Origin of the sequence: Erythrobacter epiphyticus, assembly GCF_034653295.1 — a bacterium.
Taxonomy (GTDB): Bacteria; Pseudomonadota; Alphaproteobacteria; order Sphingomonadales; family Sphingomonadaceae; genus Erythrobacter.
The window spans coordinates 1-12945 of the sequence record NZ_JAYEEU010000010.1 but is presented as its reverse complement, the minus strand read 5'-3'; the positions used below and the strand labels follow the sequence as shown (position 1 = coordinate 12945).

At 63.2% G+C, this 12945-nt stretch carries 23 protein-coding genes; 8 read left to right on the top strand and 15 right to left on the bottom strand.

What is annotated here, in order from left to right; translation table 11 throughout:
• Positions 1-5 precede the first annotated feature (5 nt).
• Complete coding sequence (locus tag SOQ14_RS13255) at positions 6-185, bottom strand: isopropylmalate isomerase (RefSeq protein ID WP_322898600.1); 180 nt, start codon at positions 183-185, stop codon at positions 6-8.
• Positions 186-229: 44 nt separating this feature from the next.
• Positions 230-1660, bottom strand: a complete 1431-nt coding sequence (gene leuC, locus SOQ14_RS13250) for a 3-isopropylmalate dehydratase large subunit (RefSeq protein ID WP_322898599.1) — start codon at positions 1658-1660, stop codon at positions 230-232.
• Between the two features lie 119 nt (positions 1661-1779).
• Between leuC and SOQ14_RS13245 the strand changes: the two genes are divergently transcribed.
• The 3 genes from SOQ14_RS13245 to SOQ14_RS13235 all read left to right on the top strand — a co-directional run bounded on the left by SOQ14_RS13245 (position 1780) and on the right by SOQ14_RS13235 (position 3624).
• The gene (locus tag SOQ14_RS13245) at positions 1780-2202 is read left to right on the top strand and encodes an acyl-CoA thioesterase (protein ID WP_322898598.1); all 423 of its coding nucleotides are present in this window, start codon (positions 1780-1782) and stop codon (positions 2200-2202) included.
• 100 nt (positions 2203-2302) lie between these two features.
• Positions 2303-3091 (top strand): fatty acid desaturase, encoded by a 789-nt coding sequence (locus SOQ14_RS13240; RefSeq protein ID WP_322898597.1) that lies wholly within the window; start codon positions 2303-2305, stop codon positions 3089-3091.
• Positions 3088-3624 carry a sterol desaturase family protein gene (locus SOQ14_RS13235; RefSeq protein WP_322898596.1) on the top strand — a complete coding sequence of 179 codons (537 nt, stop codon included), beginning with the start codon at positions 3088-3090 and terminating at the stop codon, positions 3622-3624. The genes SOQ14_RS13240 and SOQ14_RS13235 overlap by 4 nt, the downstream gene beginning before the upstream one ends.
• Positions 3625-3626: 2 nt before the next feature.
• On the opposite strand, the gene SOQ14_RS13230 is transcribed toward SOQ14_RS13235, so the two are convergent.
• From SOQ14_RS13230 to SOQ14_RS13170, 13 genes are all read right to left on the bottom strand, one after another.
• Complete coding sequence (locus SOQ14_RS13230) at positions 3627-4007, bottom strand: VOC family protein (protein WP_322898595.1); 381 nt, start codon at positions 4005-4007, stop codon at positions 3627-3629.
• A gap of 71 nt (positions 4008-4078) precedes the next feature.
• A complete protein-coding gene (locus SOQ14_RS13225) occupies positions 4079-4492 on the bottom strand; it encodes a SufE family protein (RefSeq protein ID WP_322898594.1) in 414 nt (137 codons plus the stop codon).
• Positions 4493-4542: 50 nt separating this feature from the next.
• Entirely contained in the window at positions 4543-4719 is a 177-nt protein-coding gene (locus SOQ14_RS13220) for a hypothetical protein (protein WP_322898593.1), read from the bottom strand.
• Positions 4716-4964 carry a hypothetical protein gene (locus SOQ14_RS13215; RefSeq protein ID WP_322898592.1) on the bottom strand — a complete coding sequence of 83 codons (249 nt, stop codon included), beginning with the start codon at positions 4962-4964 and terminating at the stop codon, positions 4716-4718. The genes SOQ14_RS13220 and SOQ14_RS13215 overlap by 4 nt, the downstream gene beginning before the upstream one ends.
• Entirely contained in the window at positions 4961-5272 is a 312-nt protein-coding gene (locus tag SOQ14_RS13210) for a hypothetical protein (RefSeq protein WP_322898591.1), read from the bottom strand. The genes SOQ14_RS13215 and SOQ14_RS13210 overlap by 4 nt, the downstream gene beginning before the upstream one ends.
• On the bottom strand, positions 5269-5577 hold the full coding sequence (locus SOQ14_RS13205) for a hypothetical protein (protein WP_322898590.1): 309 nt from the start codon (positions 5575-5577) through the stop codon (positions 5269-5271). Before SOQ14_RS13205 ends, SOQ14_RS13210 begins: the two co-directional genes overlap by 4 nt.
• Positions 5577-5933 carry a hypothetical protein gene (locus SOQ14_RS13200; protein WP_322898589.1) on the bottom strand — a complete coding sequence of 119 codons (357 nt, stop codon included), beginning with the start codon at positions 5931-5933 and terminating at the stop codon, positions 5577-5579. Before SOQ14_RS13200 ends, SOQ14_RS13205 begins: the two co-directional genes overlap by 1 nt.
• A complete protein-coding gene (locus tag SOQ14_RS13195; protein ID WP_322898588.1) occupies positions 5933-6244 on the bottom strand; it encodes a hypothetical protein in 312 nt (103 codons plus the stop codon). Before SOQ14_RS13195 ends, SOQ14_RS13200 begins: the two co-directional genes overlap by 1 nt.
• Positions 6244-6555: a hypothetical protein gene (locus SOQ14_RS13190; RefSeq protein WP_322898587.1), complete on the bottom strand. Its 312-nt coding sequence runs from the start codon at positions 6553-6555 to the stop codon at positions 6244-6246. The genes SOQ14_RS13195 and SOQ14_RS13190 overlap by 1 nt, the downstream gene beginning before the upstream one ends.
• Before the next feature lie 32 nt (positions 6556-6587).
• Positions 6588-6965 carry an envelope stress response membrane protein PspC gene (gene pspC, locus SOQ14_RS13185; RefSeq protein ID WP_322898586.1) on the bottom strand — a complete coding sequence of 126 codons (378 nt, stop codon included), beginning with the start codon at positions 6963-6965 and terminating at the stop codon, positions 6588-6590.
• Complete coding sequence (pspB, locus tag SOQ14_RS13180; RefSeq protein ID WP_322898585.1) at positions 6962-7270, bottom strand: envelope stress response membrane protein PspB; 309 nt, start codon at positions 7268-7270, stop codon at positions 6962-6964. Before pspB ends, pspC begins: the two co-directional genes overlap by 4 nt.
• A gap of 3 nt (positions 7271-7273) precedes the next feature.
• Positions 7274-8212, bottom strand: a complete 939-nt coding sequence (pspA, locus tag SOQ14_RS13175; RefSeq protein WP_416232764.1) for a phage shock protein PspA — start codon at positions 8210-8212, stop codon at positions 7274-7276.
• The gene (locus tag SOQ14_RS13170; RefSeq protein WP_322898584.1) at positions 8209-8394 is read right to left on the bottom strand and encodes a hypothetical protein; all 186 of its coding nucleotides are present in this window, start codon (positions 8392-8394) and stop codon (positions 8209-8211) included. Before SOQ14_RS13170 ends, pspA begins: the two co-directional genes overlap by 4 nt.
• A gap of 158 nt (positions 8395-8552) precedes the next feature.
• On the opposite strand from SOQ14_RS13170, the gene pspF reads away from it, so the two are divergent.
• The 5 genes from pspF to SOQ14_RS13145 all read left to right on the top strand — a co-directional run.
• Complete coding sequence (gene pspF, locus SOQ14_RS13165) at positions 8553-9602, top strand: phage shock protein operon transcriptional activator (RefSeq protein WP_322898583.1); 1050 nt, start codon at positions 8553-8555, stop codon at positions 9600-9602.
• Positions 9603-9766: 164 nt separating this feature from the next.
• The gene (gene rimP, locus SOQ14_RS13160) at positions 9767-10348 is read left to right on the top strand and encodes a ribosome maturation protein RimP (protein WP_322898582.1); all 582 of its coding nucleotides are present in this window, start codon (positions 9767-9769) and stop codon (positions 10346-10348) included.
• Positions 10348-11988, top strand: coding sequence for a transcription termination factor NusA (nusA, locus tag SOQ14_RS13155; RefSeq protein ID WP_322898581.1), 1641 nt, complete (start codon positions 10348-10350; stop codon positions 11986-11988). The genes rimP and nusA overlap by 1 nt, the downstream gene beginning before the upstream one ends.
• On the top strand, positions 11969-12697 hold the full coding sequence (locus SOQ14_RS13150; RefSeq protein ID WP_322898580.1) for a DUF448 domain-containing protein: 729 nt from the start codon (positions 11969-11971) through the stop codon (positions 12695-12697). Before nusA ends, SOQ14_RS13150 begins: the two co-directional genes overlap by 20 nt.
• A 38-nt stretch (positions 12698-12735) precedes the next feature.
• The coding region (locus tag SOQ14_RS13145) for a translation initiation factor IF-2 associated domain-containing protein (protein WP_322898579.1) at positions 12736-12945 on the top strand (210 nt) is incomplete at its 3' end.

The window sequence follows — 12945 nt, the reverse complement described above, 5'->3', positions numbered from 1 at the left end:
GCTCCTCAATCGGTTTCGGGCGGCTCGCCAGAGGGGATGGTGGGCGGGGTCTTGGTGTCTTCGGACTTCTTGAGGAAGCGCTTGCCCGCGTAAAGCAGGGCAGCGGCCACCGCTGCCGAGCCGATCGCAGCAGCACCGAGCGCCGCCTTGTTGCCGGAGGATTTCTTGGGGGTCTTGTTGCTCATGGCTAATCTCATGCGCCTCGTGGGCGCGGGTTGCAAGAGGGGGTTCAGCCGAGGGTGCGCACGTCGGTCAGCCGCCCGGTGACAGCCGCAGCGGCTGCCATTGCGGGCGAGACAAGATGGGTGCGCGCGCCGGGGCCTTGGCGCCCGACGAAATTGCGGTTCGAGGTCGAAGCGCAGCGCTCGCCCGGCGGCACTTTGTCGGGGTTCATGCCGAGGCAGGCCGAACATCCCGGCTCGCGCCACTCGAAACCGGCTTCGGTGAACACCTTGTCGAGACCTTCGGCTTCGGCCTGTCGCTTGACGAGGCCCGAACCGGGCACGACGATGGCCCAGCGCACGTTATCGGCCTTGCGGCGGCCTTTGAGGACAGCGGCGGCGGCGCGCAGGTCTTCGATGCGGCTGTTGGTGCAGGAGCCGATGAAGACATTCTCGATCGGCACCTCAGTCATCGGGGTGCCGGGGGTGAGGCCCATGTAGTCGAGCGATTTCTGCGCGGCGATGCGCTTGGCTTCATCGGCGAAATCTTCAGGATGCGGAATGCACCCCCCAATCGGGACCACATCTTCGGGGCTGGTGCCCCAGGTGACGCTCGGCTCGACGGTGCTGGCATCGATCACCACGCTCTTGTCGAACACCGCACCATCATCGGAATGAAGCGTGCGCCAATAGGCAACCGCCGCGTCCCAATCGGCGCCTGCGGGGGCGAGCGGGCGTCCCTTGAGATAGGCGAAGGTGACATCATCGGGCGCGATCAGCCCCGCGCGGGCGCCCGCCTCGATACTCATATTGCAGACGGTGAGGCGTTCCTCGACGCTCATCGCGGCAAAGACATCGCCGCGATATTCGATCACGTAGCCCGAGCCACCCGCCGCGCCGATTGTGCCGATGATGTGGAGGATCAGGTCTTTCGCGGTCACACCGGGGCCGAGGCTGCTGGTCACGCGCACTTCCATCGCCTTGGACTGCTGGAGCAGCAACGTCTGCGTCGCCAGCACATGCTCGACCTCGCTGGTGCCAATCCCGAAGGCGAGTGCGCCCAGACCGCCGTGGCAGGCGGTGTGCGAATCCCCGCAGACAATCGTGGTGCCGGGCAAGGAAAAGCCCTGTTCCGGGCCGACAACATGGACGATCCCCTGTTCGGGGGCGGTCGCATCAATATAGCGGATGCCGAATTCGGGGGCGTTCTTTTCAAGCGCGGCAAGCTGGCCTGCGCTTTCACTATCCGCGATCGGCAGGCGCTTGCCATCCGGGCCAACCCGCGGCGTGGTCGGCAGATTGTGATCGGGCACAGCCAAGGTAAGTTCAGGGCGACGCACTGTCCGGCCCGACAGCCGCAAGGCATCAAAGGCTTGCGGGCTCGTCACCTCGTGGACGAGATGGCGATCAATATAGACCAGCGCCGTGCCATCCTCGCGGGTCTCGACCACGTGGGCATCCCAGATCTTCTGGTAGAGAGTGCGCGGACGAGAGGCCATGGCGGTTCGCTTCCTTTCCCGATGCGCCTTAGCGACGAAAAAGCCCGCGATGCAAGAATATCGGCGATGTGCCCCGTTTGGTCATGGAAAATACACGAAAACTGCGGTAACTTACAAACATGTCAGTGAATCAGCCCGCAGCCAGCCCCGCCAGCTTTGATCATCCCATTACGGTTGAGCCTGCCGACATTGATTTCATGGGCCATGTCAACAACGCCCGCTACCTCAATTGGGTGCAGGATGCGGTGCTGGCACATTGGAACAAGCTGGCGCCGGCGGAAGATGTGGCGAGCAAGGCCTGGGTCGCGCTCAAGCACGAGATCACCTATCGCAAGCCCGCCTTCCTCGAGGATGATGTCATCGCGCAGACGGTGCTGGAAAGCTTCAATGGCGCGCGCGCCTTTTATCACACCGTGATCAAGCGCGGTGAGGATGTGCTCGCCGAAGTCAAATCAAGCTGGTGCTGTATTGATGCCGAAACCTTGCGCCCAGCGCGGATCGGCGAACATCTGCGCCAGTTCTTCTTCCCCGAAAACGGCTGAGCGCTGATCTCCTGCACTAGCCATGTGCTAAACGCATTTGCGGCGCGCCCGCAAACCCGTATAGGCAACCTTGTGACGGCCTCGCGCGTATATCCCTGACATGGAACAGCCCTTTACCCTTCCGGCACGCAAGCTTCAGGGCCTGATCGGCGTGAGCCTTGCGGTGCTGATCGCAGGGTCGTGGCTCTCCATCCATGTCTGGGGGATGTTCGTTTTCGAGCTTGATTGGGTGAACTGGCCGTTCGCGCTGGCATTGGCCTTCGTGCAATGCTGGCTGTCGGTCGGCGTGTTCATCGTCTGCCACGATGCGATGCACGGCAGCCTTGTCCCCGGCCACCCCCGCGCCAATTCGGTGATCGGCGCGGTGCTGCTGGCGCTCTATGCAGGCTTTGCGTGGAAGCAACTGCGCGATGCCCATTTCGCTCATCACAAGCTGGCTGGCCGACCGGGTGATCCCGATTTCGACGAAGATCATCCCGATGATTTCTGGCGCTGGTATGGCACGTTTTTCCGGCGCTATTTCGGCTGGCGCTCGATCGCCTTTGTCCACACCGTGGTGGGGATTTACTGGCTGGCGCTTGATGTGCCGATGGCGCAGATCGTGCTGCTTTATGGCCTGCCTGCGCTCGGCTCGTCGCTCCAGCTCTTCTACTTTGGCACGTTTCGTCCCCACCGCCATCTGCGCGGCGAGGATGCTGCGGTCTTCGCAGACCGTCACAACACCCGCAGCGAGGAATTCGGCCCGCTGGCCAGCCTCGCGTCCTGTTTCCATTTTGGCTATCATCTCGAACATCACCGCCGCCCGGATGTCCCGTGGTGGGCGCTGCCGCAGGCGCGCCGCGCCGGTGTGGGCGAGAGCAGCCTCAAGGCCGTGGAGGTGGCCGCATGACCTGGCTTGAAGCAATCGCAACCGTTCTCGCCGCGCTGATCGGCATGGAATTCTTTGCGTGGTATGCGCACAAATATATCATGCACGGCTGGGGCTGGGGTTGGCATCGTGATCACCACGAGCCGCATAATAATGTGCTGGAAAAGAATGATCTGTTTGCCGTTGTCTTCGGCACGATCAACGCCGGGATGTATATTTTCGGCTCGCTTTACTGGGACTGGATGTGGTGGGTCGCGGTTGGCATCACGCTTTACGGGCTGATCTATACGCTGGTGCATGATGGCCTCGTCCACCAGCGCTACTGGAAGTGGGTGCCGCGCAAGGGCTATGCCAAGCGTCTGGTGCAGGCGCACAAGCTGCATCATGCCACCATCGGCAAGGAAGGCGGGGTCAGCTTCGGCTTTGTCTTCGCGCGCGATCCGGCGAAGCTGAAGGCCGAGTTGAAAGCGCAGAAGGAAGCGGGGCTTGCCGTGGTGCGCGACAGCGTGGGCGCGGGCGGCGAGGCTTTCGAGACAGTCGGGCGTAACCTCTAGGCTCAGCCTGCGAATTGCGTGACGCTGAGATTATTGCCTTCAGGATCGTGAAACCACGCAATCCGCGTGCCTGATGCGGGATCGCTCCAGATCCCGCGCGCATCCTGCCCGAAGCCTTCATAGATCGCGCAGGCCACGCCCTTGGCGGTAAGCGCATCGACCGTCGCCTCGATATCCTCAACCATCCAGCCGAGCACCGTGTGGGGGCTGGGCTGGTGGCCGGCCACCTGCGTCAGGCGCAGCATCGTGCCCGCCAGATCAAAGGTGATCGCGAAAGGGTCTTCACCCGTTTCCACCAGACCGAGCGTATCGCGGTAAAAGCCGCGAGCCTTGGCCATATCAGCGGTCAGGATGAAGCAGACGGGCGGCGCAGCTGCAAGCATGGCGGTAACCCCTCCATCAGGGAGCAATCAGAAGCTCTGCTTACACGGTGTTGGCGCGCTGCGCCAGCGTGTCAGGCCGAGGCCGCGATCCGGCCCGCGTGCTCTTTCACCAGCGCGATCATATTGGGCACGCCTTGGGTGCGGTTGCTCGAAAGCTGGTTCTTGAGATCAAACGGCGCGAGCGCGCCCATCACATCCATCGCCGCGACCTCGGCGGCGGGCTTGTCCTGCACCGCGGCAATCACCAGCGCGACAATGCCTTTGGTGATGGCGGCATTGCTATCGGCAAGGAAATGCAGCCGATCGCCTTCCTGCGAGGCGGGATAGACCCACACCGCCGCCGAACAGCCGCGCACCAGCGTGGCATCGGTCTTGAGCGCATCGGGCATCGGTTCGAGGCTGCGCCCCAGTTCGATCAGCAGCCCGTAGCGTTCATCGCCTTCGAGGAATTCATATTCTTCGAGAATGTCGGGAAGGGTGCGCATGGCAACCACTTAGGCAGCGCAAGCGGATCAGGGAAGGGGCAAATTCGCGATCAGCCCATCAACCCGCCGGGACGGGTGAAGGCGTGCCAGATCACATAGAACCAGCCGAAAAAGCCGTGGAGGATCGCCCACAGGATCGATTGGTTGACGCTCCAGCTGATCGCCACCGCGATCGCCGTGCCAAGGCCGATGCCCGCCTGCGTGGCGGTATCGCTGGCGCGGCTCACAGCTCCACTCCGCTGGCAATCGCTTCAAGCTTGCGGATGCGTTCCTTGAGATCGGCGAGTTCGATGCGGGCCGTGCCAACGCCGGTGTGTTCATCAGGCATGGCGCGGCTCGTCTGGCCAAGTTCCTGGCGCTTCAGTTCGAGCCAGCCCTGCCACGCCTTGAGCAAGGCCGACGCAACGACAATCAGCCCGGCAAGGCATGTGCCAGCCATCACAAGGGTCGGATCAAGAAGGGGCGTGATCATTCGCTCTGTTCCTCCTTTGCGGCGGGCAAGCCCCGCAGCGCTTCGATTTCGGCGGCGATGCGCGCGCGTTCGCGCGCATCAGTGGTGTTGCCATCTGTGGCGATGCGTTCGAGCACCTTGACGCGTTCCTTGAGGTCGGCGAGCTCGCGCTTGGCGGCCATGAGTTCCGCCTTGCTTTTCTCATCCTTGCGCTTGGCGATCTTCTGGTTTCCGTCTTCGTCGGTGATAATCCCGGCGCGCGCCCGGGCGATCTCGACGATGCCCCAGATGATGATGCCCGCGATGGCAACGATGGCCCAGCTGCTCATTGTGCCCGCGCCCCGCTTTCGACGGCTGAATGGCCGATGGCATGCGATGCGCCGCGCAGCGATTCAATCTCGTCCGCGAGCAGGTGCCCCCGATCGGTGGCGATGCGTTCGAGCACGCGCAGGCGATCCTCGATCATCTGCTGGCGCTCGGCCATCTCGCGGATCTCGGCCGTCGGCTGGGCCGGCAGGTGCGTGTAGCGCAGCCGCTTGGCCTGCATGACCTTGTCGACAATCCCGTTGAGACTGATGCCCGCAATCAGGCAGATCGCCACCAGGGTCATCGCAATGATCAGCTGTTCCTGCATCACGCCGCGCCCTTGTCCTTGAGGTTGGCGAGCGCGCGATCGCGCAGCGCGTCAATCTCGGCGCCAAGGTGATAGCCACCATCGGTGACGATCCGCTCGACATTGGCCATGCGGTCCTTGAGGCTGCCGAGTTCCGCGCGCAATTCCGCGTTTTCCTGGGTCAGCAGCGTCACGCGCTGGGCGTTCTGCGCATCCGAGCCGGGCTTGAGCGATTGGCCCCACATGCCTTCGAGCGGATAGCCGTTCTTGATCTTCATGCGGGTTGTCTGGAACGAGGCAAGAATGCCCATCGCCCCCAGCACAAAGCCGCCGCCGATGATCCAGCCGAGATAAGGGAGAAAGTCTTCAGGGCCCATCACACACGCTCCTTCCCGATGGCGGGGGCATCACGCAGCGCTTCGATTTCGGCGCTCAGCGAATAGCCGCGGTCGGTGACGATCTTTTCCAGCACGATCATACGATCTTGCATGGCATCGAGTTTGTCATTGAGTTCGCGGTTTTCCGCCTTGAGCCGCAGATTTTCGGCATTGGCCGCCGGTTCCACCTTGCGGCCCCAGGAATCCTCAACCGCATAGCCATATTTGGCGCGGATCCAGTTGTTGATCAGCCAGCCGCCGATGGCGAGAGCCATGACCAGCGCGATCATCAGGGTTTTCTCAAGCTCCATCACACGCGCTCCTTGCTACCAAGGCCAAGCGGAACGCCTGCGCCCTGTTCATCAACGCGGCGGGTATCGCGCAGCGCTTCGATCTGGGTTGCGATGTCATAGCCGCGATCGGTGACGATGCGTTCGAGCACCTGCACCCGGTCTTCGAGCCGCTGGATGTGGCTGGCATATTGCGCGGCCTTTTCAGCGGTCTGTTCGGCGGTGGCGCCGACCTGCATCTCGGCGATTTTCTGCTGGTGCTTGGTCCAGATGGCGACAATCGGGATCATCAGGGCGACGATCGGGATCATCAGGGCAATGATGCCTTCCATAACTTACTTCCCCCTTCGTGACGTGTTCGGGCTCAGCGCAGCCGCTCGATCTCGGCGGTCAGGCGCGGGTTGCTGCTAACATAGTGGCTTTCCACCGCGGCGAGGCGCCGGTCGATGTCGCGGAAATTGGCGCGGATTTCGCGGGCGGTTCGCTTGGGGCTCTGGCGAACGCCCTGCCAGTATTTCTGCTCGCTGGCGTCGCGGTAGAGATAGGGCGGCTTCTTGTTGAGCAGGAGACCGGCGGCAATGTAGGCCAGGATGGTCATCCCGCTCAGCATGAAGATCGAGAGGAAGGCCGCCATGCGCACCCAGAAGACATTAATCCCGGTGTAATCGGCGATCCCGGCGCACACGCCCATGATCTTGCCATTGTGCTTGTCGCGGTACAGCGTGGTGCGGGGGCTGTTCATGCTCTCGTTCCCTTCTTTTCTGCCATCAGCTGTTCGAGTTCGCGCAGCTGGTCATTATCTTCTGCATGGTCTGCGATCAGGCGGCGCGCCGGGGTGAAGCCGGGGTCATCACTCGCCACCAGCCGTTCGACCGTTTCCATGCGCTGATCGAGCCGCTTGGCGAGGTTGTAGAGTTCCTCCAGCAGCACTTCATCATCGGTGGTGATGGTGGCGGCCGTCTTCCATTTCGTGACGTAGTGCAGGATCACCCAAGGCAGACCGATAAAAATCGCCGGGACGACAAAAATCTCACTCCCAAAATCCATGGTCTATTCCCCCTTGTTGTCGCCCGATTTGCCGAGCGCCTGCTTCATCGCTTCAAGTTCGTCATCAATTGCATCGGCCCCTTCGAGCGCGGCGATTTCATCCGCGAGGCTCGGCGTCGAGCCTTCGGCAATCCGTAGCGCATCGGCGCGGCCTTCGGCGTAATCGACCCGGCGTTCGAGCTGGTCGAAGCGGGCGAGCGCCTCATCGGTGCGCTCGGTCGAAAGCAGCGTGCGCAGCTTCACGCGGTTTTCCGCGCTTTCGAGGCGTGCGGCAATCGCGGTCTGGCGGCTGCGGGCTTCGCGCAGGCGATGCTGCAACTTCTGGATGTCATCCTCATAGGCCCGCAGCGCATCATCAAGCACCGCGATCTCGGTCTTGAGCTGATCCGCCATGTCCGCGGCCTTCTTCTTTTCGACCAGCGCGGCGCGGGCGAGATCCTCGCGATCCTTCGACAGGGCGAGCTGGGCCTTTTCCGCCCAATCAGCCTGGAGCCGGTCAAGCTTGACGCAGTGGCGGTGCATTTCCTTCTGATCGGCAATGGTGCGCGCCGCGCTGGCGCGGACTTCCACCAGCGTTTCCTCCATTTCGAGGATGATCATGCGGATCATCTTGGCCGGATCATCGGCCTTGTCCAGCATGTCATTGAAATTGGCGGCAATAATGTCGCGAGTGCGGCTGAAAATGCCCATGAAGGCTACTCCATCAAGAAAGGATGCGGCGCGGTCACCGACGGTGTTCTGCGCCCGGTTCTGCGTCGGAGTGGGGCTGTGACGCAAGGCCTCGATTTCGGCATCGAGCCGCGACACGCGGCCGCGCGCCGAGATCGAAGGGTGGGCCGGAGCGTCGCTGGCGGGTTCAGGACGCAGGGGACGCGCATCCTGGTGGCCAGCATCGGCGGGGGGGGACTGGCGCTCCGGCCCGAGGGGATCGTGGTTGCTCATGCGACTTCCAGTGCCGCACCGGCGGTGATCACCGGGTGCGTCGGGCTGGCAGCGCTCGCGGCGCCGGGCATGATCTGTGCCGTCACGGCGATCATCAGCACCATGGCTGCGATGCTGGCAAGGGCAGCATGGCCAAGTTTGCTTTGCCAGAAGGCCTGAGCGGTGTTGTTGCGGTTCAGCATGGTGGGTCTCCCCGTGAGAAAACTGGTTATGCCAGTCCTTTTGCAACCCGCGTGCCAAACTCTGAAAATGGCGGAAATCCGCCATTTCGGCGCCCCGAAAAACTGCCCCATCTGGCGCCTATTGCCAATGCTTGGTGAAATTCACTATAGCTTGGGGCATGAAGCGCGAGAGTCATTTCATTGGCCAGTCCGGAGCGTTTCTCGATGCCGTCGAGCGGGCGAGCCGTGCCGCGCCGATGAGTCGCCCCGTGCTGGTGATTGGCGAACGCGGGACCGGCAAGGAATTGATCGCCGAACGCCTTCACCGCCTGTCGAGCCGCTGGGACGAACCGCTCGTCACGATGAATTGCGCAGCGCTCCCCGAAACCCTGATCGAAGCCGAATTGTTCGGCCATGAGGCGGGTGCCTTCACCGGCGCGACCAAGGCGCGGGCAGGGCGGTTTGAAGAAGCTGACAAGGGCACCTTGTTTCTGGACGAACTCGGCACCTTGTCGATGGGCGCGCAGGAACGTCTGCTGCGCGCGGTCGAATATGGCGAGGTAACCCGCATCGGTGCCTCGCGTCCGATCCGCGTCGATGTGCGGATCGTTGCCGCGACCAATGATGATCTGCCCAAGCTGGCGGCCTCGGGCGAGTTTCGCGCCGACTTGCTCGACCGGCTGAGTTTCGAGGTGATCACGCTACCACCGCTCCGGGTGCGCGAAGGGGATATCGGCGTGCTCGCCGAACATTTCGGACGCCGTATGGCCGCCGAGCTGGGATGGGAAGGCTGGCCCGGCTTCGCGCCCCATGTGATGGCCGCGCTCGAGGATTATGCCTGGCCCGGCAATGTCCGCGAGCTGCGCAATGTGATCGAGCGCGCGGTCTATCGCTGGGATGATCCGGGGCAGGCGATTGCCCATGTCCAGTTCGATCCCTTCGACAGCCCGTGGCGGCCGCGTCAGCCGGAACATCGCCGCGCCGCTTCACCCGCGCCTTCCGCGGCATCGACTCCTGCGACACCGGCGGCGCTGGCAAATGGCGATTTCGATGCTGTCACTGATCTGCGCGCGGCGGTGGATGCGCATGAGCGGATGATTCTCGTCCATGCGCTGGGCAAGCATCGCTGGAACCAGCGTCAGACCGCGCGTGCGCTTGGTCTCAGCTATGATCAGCTGCGCCATGCCATCCGCAAGCATGCGATCCTCGAGGATCAGGACAGCGCCTAGGCGCGCCTGCGCTTTACCCTTGCCAAAACGCGCCGCTTGGCCTATGCGGCATCCCATCCCGACATTGTTGAGACAAGGTTTGGATGCTGGCGCCTTCGGGGGCCGGCCCGAAGGCCCGTTTCCGATGCATTGGCGGGCCGGAATTGTTGCACACAGGAAGCCTCGTGATTGATATTGCCCGCCTGACCCGGTTGATCGAACCCGAAGCGCAAGCGCTCGGGTTTGAACTGGTGCGCGTGGCGATGGTCCCGTCCGAAGCGGGCGATGGCGGGCAGGCCTTGCAGATCATGGCTGAAGACCCGGCGACGGGTCAGTTGGTGCTTGATCAATGCGCCGCGCTCTCGCGCCGTGTGTCCGATGCGATCGATGCCGCCGAAGAGGCGGGGGAAGTCCTGATCGAAGAGGCCTATCATCTCGAAGTTTCCTCGCCCGGGATTGATCGCCCGCTGACCCGGCCGAAAGACTTCGCCAAATGGGCCGGCCACGAAGCGCGCATTGTCATGGCCAAGGGCTATGACGGCCAGCGCGTCAACAAGGGCGTGCTCGAAGGGCTTGAGGGCGATTGCGCGCTCATCACTGATGTGAAGGCGGGCGCGGTCAAGCTGCCGCTCTCCGACATCCATTCCGCGCGGTTGGTGCTCACCGATGCACTGATTGCGGCAACCCGTCCGCTTGATACGAGCGGCGCGGACGAACTGATCGAAGACCTCACCACTCACGACGAAGAAGAAAAGGCAGACGACTGATGGCCAGCGCCATTTCCGCCAACAAGGCCGAACTCCTCGCGATCGCCAACGCGGTTGCCTCGGAAAAGATGATCGACAAGTCCATCGTCATCGAGGCGATGGAAGAAGCGATCCAGAAATCCGCGCGCAACCGTTATGGCGCGGAAAATGATATCCGTGCCAAGCTCGATCCGCTGACCGGCGATCTGACGCTGTGGCGCGTGGTCGAAGTGGTCGAACAGGTTGAAGATTACTTCAAGCAGGTCGATCTCAAGCAGGCCGAAAAGCTCCAGCCCGGTGCCAAGGTCGGCGATTTCATCGTCGATCCGCTGCCCCCGGTCGATCTCGGCCGTATCGACGCGCAGTCGGCCAAGCAGGTGATCTTCCAGAAGGTCCGCGATGCCGAGCGCGAGCGTCAGTATGAAGAATTCAAGGACCGCCAGGGCGAAGTCATCACCGGCGTGATCAAGTCGGTCGAATTCGGCCATGTGATCGTCAACCTCGGCCGCGCCGAAGGTGTGATCCGCCGCGATCAGCAGATCCCGCGCGAAGCCGCCCGTGTGGGCGAGCGTGTCCGCGCGCTCATCACGAAGGTGGAGCGCAACAACCGCGGCCCGCAGATTTTCCTGAGCCGGGCGCACCCCGAATTCATGAAGAAGCTGTTCGCGCAGGAAGTGCCCGAAATCTATGATGGCATCATCGAGATCAAGGCCGCCGCGCGCGATCCGGGCAGCCGTGCCAAGATCGGCGTGATCAGCCGCGATTCCTCGATTGACCCGGTCGGCGCCTGCGTCGGCATGAAGGGCAGCCGCGTGCAGGCGGTGGTGCAGGAATTGCAGGGCGAAAAGATCGATATCATCCCCTGGTCGGAAGACACCGCGACCTTCGTCGTCAACGCGCTCCAGCCGGCGACGGTGGCCCGCGTGGTGCTTGATGAGGAAGATGGCCGCATCGAAGTGGTCGTCCCCGATGATCAGCTGTCGCTTGCCATCGGTCGCCGCGGCCAGAACGTGCGTCTGGCAAGCCAGCTCACCGGGCACCAGATCGACATCATGACCGAGGAAGAGGCTTCCGAGAAGCGCTCCAAGGAATTCGCCGAGCGTTCGAAGATGTTCGAGGAAGAGCTCGACGTCGATGAAACGCTCTCGCAGCTGCTGGTGGCCGAAGGCTTCGCCGAGCTCGAAGAAGTCGCCTATGTCGATCTGGCCGAACTCGCCAGCATCCAAGGCTTCGACGATGAGCTCGCCGAAGAACTCCAAAGCCGTGCGCTCGAAGCGCTTGAGCGGCAGGAAGAGGGGCATCGTCAGGTGCGCCGCGAACTCGGTGTCGAGGATGCCCTCGCCGAAATCCCGCATCTCACCGAAGCGATGCTTGTCACGCTCGGCAAGGCCGGGATCAAGACGCTTGATGATCTTGCTGACCTCGCCACCGACGAACTGATCGCCAAGAAGCGCGAAGCACCGCGTCGCCGCAACAATGCTGATGGTCCGCCGCAGCGTCGTCCGCAGCGCGAAACCGACAAGGGCGGCGTGCTGGGCGAATATGGCCTTTCCGAAGAGCAGGGCAACGAAATCATCATGGCTGCCCGCGCCCATTGGTTCGAAGACGAGGACGCTGCTGCGCCGACCGAGGAGGCCGCCCGTGCGGACTCCACCCAATGAGCGCCTGACGCCCGACATCTCTGAAGCGGCAAGCTCCCGTGCAAGCGGGAGCGAGCGGCGCTGTGTGCTGACCGGCTCCACCGATGCCAGAGCCAGCCTGCTGCGTCTTGCGATTGCGCCTGATGGCCTGGTTTTGCCGGATCCGGCGGCCAAGGCTCCCGGGCGCGGCGCATGGATCGGCGTGAGCCGCGGCGCGCTCGAAGCCGCGATTGCTGATGGCAGTCTCAAGCGGGCCTTGCTGCGCGCTTTCAAGGGCGCGGCGCTGACGATCCCCGATGATCTCGCCGCGCGTGCGGAAGCCGCGCTGACCCGCAGTTTCGCCGAACGGCTGGGGCTTGAACTGCGTTCGGGCCAGATCGTGCTCGGTTCGGCGCGGATTGCCGAACAGGCGCGCTCGGGGCGGATCGCCTTGCTGCTCCACGCCCGTGACAGCAGCGAAGACGGGCGGCGCAAGCTCGATCAGGCCTGGCGGGTTGGCAGCGATGCCGAAGGCTCGGGTCTGCAAGGCACGCGCTTGCCTCTGGACCGCGCGGCTTTGTCTGTGGCATTGGGCCGCGACAATGTCGTCCATCTCGGTGTTGCCGGGCATGCGGGTGACCAAAGGGCCGCGGACAGGGTGCGTCATGCGCTCGCGCGGCTGATGGCGTTTGCGCAAGATGATGGCCGGGATGTGCCCGGCGAAGCAGGGGCGCTGACAGCGCGCGCCTGATGTGATGTGAATTTGGATTGAAGGACGTAATTGCAGTAATGAGCGACGACGAAAACCAGCGCACCCGCAAGCCTTTGGGCCTCAAGCGGTCGGTCGATGCGGGCGAGGTCAAGCAGACCTTCAGCCATGGCCGCACCAACAAGGTTGTGGTCGAGGTGAAGCGCCGCCGCGTGCTCGGCAAGCCCGGCGAAGCGGCTGCTCCGCCGCCGCCTCCGCCGCCGCCCGCGCCTCCGCCGCCCGCGCCGACG

Bases quoted from the DNA above. Each gene is read 5' to 3' on its own strand.
- SOQ14_RS13210 (WP_322898591.1), bottom strand. From the start codon at position 5,272: ATGAGCAGCTGGGCCATCGTTGCCATCGCGGGCATCATCATCTGGGGC.
- SOQ14_RS13255 (WP_322898600.1), bottom strand. From the start codon at position 185: ATGAGCAACAAGACCCCCAAGAAATCCTCCGGCAACAAGGCGGCGCTC.
- SOQ14_RS13200 (WP_322898589.1), bottom strand. From the start codon at position 5,933: ATGGGCCCTGAAGACTTTCTCCCTTATCTCGGCTGGATCATCGGCGGC.
- SOQ14_RS13245 (WP_322898598.1), top strand. From the start codon at position 1,780: ATGTCAGTGAATCAGCCCGCAGCCAGCCCCGCCAGCTTTGATCATCCC.
- SOQ14_RS13190 (WP_322898587.1), bottom strand. From the start codon at position 6,555: ATGGAAGGCATCATTGCCCTGATGATCCCGATCGTCGCCCTGATGATC.
- nusA (WP_322898581.1), top strand. From the start codon at position 10,348: ATGGCCAGCGCCATTTCCGCCAACAAGGCCGAACTCCTCGCGATCGCC.
- leuC (WP_322898599.1), bottom strand. From the start codon at position 1,660: ATGGCCTCTCGTCCGCGCACTCTCTACCAGAAGATCTGGGATGCCCAC.
- pspB (WP_322898585.1), bottom strand. From the start codon at position 7,270: ATGGATTTTGGGAGTGAGATTTTTGTCGTCCCGGCGATTTTTATCGGT.
- SOQ14_RS13205 (WP_322898590.1), bottom strand. From the start codon at position 5,577: ATGCAGGAACAGCTGATCATTGCGATGACCCTGGTGGCGATCTGCCTG.
- SOQ14_RS13230 (WP_322898595.1), bottom strand. From the start codon at position 4,007: ATGCTTGCAGCTGCGCCGCCCGTCTGCTTCATCCTGACCGCTGATATG.
- pspA (WP_416232764.1), bottom strand. From the start codon at position 8,212: ATGAGCAACCACGATCCCCTCGGGCCGGAGCGCCAGTCCCCCCCCGCC.
- SOQ14_RS13170 (WP_322898584.1), bottom strand. From the start codon at position 8,394: ATGCTGAACCGCAACAACACCGCTCAGGCCTTCTGGCAAAGCAAACTT.
- pspF (WP_322898583.1), top strand. From the start codon at position 8,553: ATGAAGCGCGAGAGTCATTTCATTGGCCAGTCCGGAGCGTTTCTCGAT.
- SOQ14_RS13215 (WP_322898592.1), bottom strand. From the start codon at position 4,964: ATGATCACGCCCCTTCTTGATCCGACCCTTGTGATGGCTGGCACATGC.
- SOQ14_RS13195 (WP_322898588.1), bottom strand. From the start codon at position 6,244: ATGGAGCTTGAGAAAACCCTGATGATCGCGCTGGTCATGGCTCTCGCC.
- pspC (WP_322898586.1), bottom strand. From the start codon at position 6,965: ATGAACAGCCCCCGCACCACGCTGTACCGCGACAAGCACAATGGCAAG.
- SOQ14_RS13240 (WP_322898597.1), top strand. From the start codon at position 2,303: ATGGAACAGCCCTTTACCCTTCCGGCACGCAAGCTTCAGGGCCTGATC.
- SOQ14_RS13225 (WP_322898594.1), bottom strand. From the start codon at position 4,492: ATGCGCACCCTTCCCGACATTCTCGAAGAATATGAATTCCTCGAAGGC.
- SOQ14_RS13235 (WP_322898596.1), top strand. From the start codon at position 3,088: ATGACCTGGCTTGAAGCAATCGCAACCGTTCTCGCCGCGCTGATCGGC.